Source organism: Burkholderia sp. MSMB1835 (genome assembly GCF_001526365.1).
GTDB lineage: Bacteria > Pseudomonadota > Gammaproteobacteria > Burkholderiales > Burkholderiaceae > Burkholderia.
This window is the reverse complement of record NZ_LOYP01000021.1, coordinates 1-3,029: the sequence shown is the minus strand read 5'-3', so window position 1 is coordinate 3,029 and position 3,029 is coordinate 1. Positions and strand designations below refer to the sequence as shown.

The following is a 3,029-nucleotide window of genomic DNA, read 5'->3' as shown; positions in this document are numbered from 1 at the left end:
GAGATCGCGTACAGGATCGGCGCCTGCGAGCCGGACTGGATTTCCTGGAACGACAGGCCCGTCCACGAATAGCCGATGCCTTCCGGCAGCTTGCTCGCGAGCGCTTCCATCGCCGCCATCGCCTGGCCGGTCGACTTGCCTTCCGCGGCCTGCCCCTGGATCTCGATCGACGACACGCCGTTGTAGCGCTCGAGCTTCGGCGACCCGTAGATCCAGTGGCCGGTCGAGAACGCGCTGAACGGCACCATCCCGCCCGCGCTGTTGCGCACGTACCAGATGTTCATGTCTTCCGGCGTCATCCGGAACGGCGCGTCGGCCTGCACATACACCTTCTTGATCCGGCCGTCGGTGTCGAGGAAATTGTTCACGTACTGCGACGCCCATGCGATCGAGAACGTCTGGTCGATCGCCGCGGCCGTCACGCCGAGCGCGTTCGCCTTCTCGCGATCGATGTCGACCTTGTACTGCGGCGTATCGTTCAGGCCGTTCGGGCGGACCAGCGCGAGCGCCGGATCCTTCGCGGCCATCCCGAGCAACTGGCCGCGCGCAGCCATCAGCGCATCGTGGCCGAGACCGGCGTTGTCCGTCAGCTCGAAGTCGAAGCCGGCGGCGGTACCGAGTTCGGGAATCGACGGCGGGTTGAACGGAATCACCATCGCGTCCTTGTACTGCGAGTAGTGCGCGAAGGTCCGGCCGATCAGCGCCTGCACCTTCTGGTCCGAACGCTGGCGATGCTCGTATGGCTTCAGCTTCACGAACACGAGGCCCGCGTTCTGGCCGCGGCCCGCGAAGCTGAAGCCGTTGACCGTGAACACCGAGTCGACCACATCCTTCTCGGCGGTGGTCAGGTACGTGTTGATGTTGTCGAGCGTCTTGCCGGTCGTTTCCTGCGTCGAGCCGGACGGGGTCTGCACGATCATGAACATGTAGCCCTGGTCCTCGTCGGGCAGGAACGACTTCGGCAGGCGCGCGAACATCACGCCAACCGCGATGAACACGGCGAGGTAGATCACGAGCCAGCGGCCCGAGCGCCGGATCACGTGGTTCACGCCGCCCGTGTAGCGATCGCGGCTGCGATCGAAGGTCCGGTTGAACCATCCGAAGAAACCCTTCTTCTCTTCGTGATGCCCCTTTTCGACCGGCTTCAGGATCGTCGCGCACAGTGCCGGCGTCAGAATCAACGCGACCAGCACCGACAGCACCATCGCCGACACGATCGTCAGCGAGAACTGACGATAGATCGCGCCGACCGAGCCGCCGGAGAACGCCACCGGCACGAACACCGCCGACAGCACGAGCGCCACGCCGACGAGCGCGCCGGTGATCTGGCTCATCGCCTTGCGCGTCGCCTCCTTCGGCGACAGCCCCTCCTCGGCCATCACGCGCTCGACGTTCTCGACCACCACGATCGCATCGTCGACCAGCAGGCCGATCGCGAGCACGAGGCCGAACATCGACAGCGTGTTGATCGAGAAACCGACGACGCCCATGATCGCGAACGTGCCGAGCAGCACGACCGGCACCGCGATCGTCGGGATGATCGTCGCCCGCAGGTTCTGCAGGAACAGATACATCACGAGGAACACGAGCACGATGCCCTCGATCAGCGTCTTGACCACCTCCTCGATCGACAGGCGCACGAACGGCGTCGTGTCGTACGGGTAGTGCACGACGAGACCGTGCGGGAAATACTTCGAAAGCTCGTCGATCTTGGCCCGCAACGCGTTCGCGGTCGCCAGCGCGTTCGCGCCGGTCGCGAGCTGAATGCCGAGGCCGGCCGTCGGCTGCCCCATGTACTTCGTGTCGAACGTGTAGTTCTCCGAACCCAGCGCCGCGCGGCCGACGTCCTTCAGGCGAACCTGCGAGCCGTCCTGGTTGACCTTCAGCAGGATGTTGCCGAACTGTTCGGGCGTGCGCAACAGCGTCGATTCGGTGATCGTCGCCTGCAACACGGTGCCCGGCTTCGCCGGCGTGCCGCCGATCTGGCCGCCCGCGATCTGCACGTTCTGCTGCGTGATCGCGGCCGTCACGTCGGTCGGCGTGAGGCTGTAGTTGGTCAGCTTGACGGGGTCGAGCCAGATCCGCATCGAGAACTGCGAACCGAGCAGCAGCGTCTGGCCGACGCCGTTGACGCGGCTCAGCGGATCGAGCACGTGCGACGCCACGTAGTTCGTCAGGTCCTCCTTCGACATCCGGCCGTCCTCGGAGTTGAACGCGAACCACATCAGCCAGTTGCTGCTCGACTTCGTGACCTGCATGCCGAGCTGCTGCACGACCTGCGGCAGGTTCGGCGTCGCGAGCGACAGCTTGTTCTGCACCTGCACCTGGGCGACGTCCGGATTCGTGCCCGGCGAAAAGGTCAGCGTGATCGTCGCGTTGCCCGAATCGTCGCTCGTCGACGACATGTACAGGAAGTTGTCGAGCCCGCTCATCTGCTGCTCGATCACCTGCGTCACCGTGTCTTCCACCGTCTTCGCGGAAGCGCCCGGATAGTTCGCCTGGATCTGGATCGTCGGCGGTGCGATCGTCGGATACTGCGCGATCGGCATCTTGAAGATCGATGCGACGCCGGCCAGCATCAGCACGATCGCGATCACCCACGCGAAGATCGGGCGATCGATAAAGAACTTGGCCATGAAACGGACTCCCTGTTATTGCGCGCTCGACGCGGCGGCCGAACTCGCTGCGGCATGGGCCGCGGTATTCGCCGGCGCGGCGCTTGCCGGCGCGGCGGATGCGGCGTCCGCCGCCGGAGCGAGCTGCGCGGGAACCGTCTTCACGGTCGCGCCCGGGCGCACCTTGTCGACGCCCTGCACGATCACGTGATCGCCCGCCTGCAGACCGCCTTCGACGATCCAGTTCTGGCCGTACGTGCCGGTGGTCGTCAACGGACGCATCTCGACCTTGTTGGCCGCAGTCACGACCAGTGCAATTGCCTGGCCCTTCTGGTCATGCGTGACGCCGATCTGCGGCACCAGGAACGCGTTCTCGTTCACGCCTTCCTCGATCCGTGCACGCACGAACATCCC

At 65.1% G+C, this 3,029-nt stretch carries 1 protein-coding gene and 1 pseudogene; both read right to left on the bottom strand.

Annotated features, from left to right (window positions below):
• A partial coding sequence (locus WS96_RS10520) for an efflux RND transporter permease subunit (RefSeq protein ID WP_059832389.1) occupies positions 1-2,636 on the bottom strand: 2,636 nt, incomplete at its 3' end.
• A 15-nt stretch (positions 2,637-2,651) separates the two neighbouring features.
• Positions 2,652-3,029 (bottom strand): annotated as a pseudogene (locus WS96_RS10515) (HlyD family secretion protein); the annotation flags it as partial.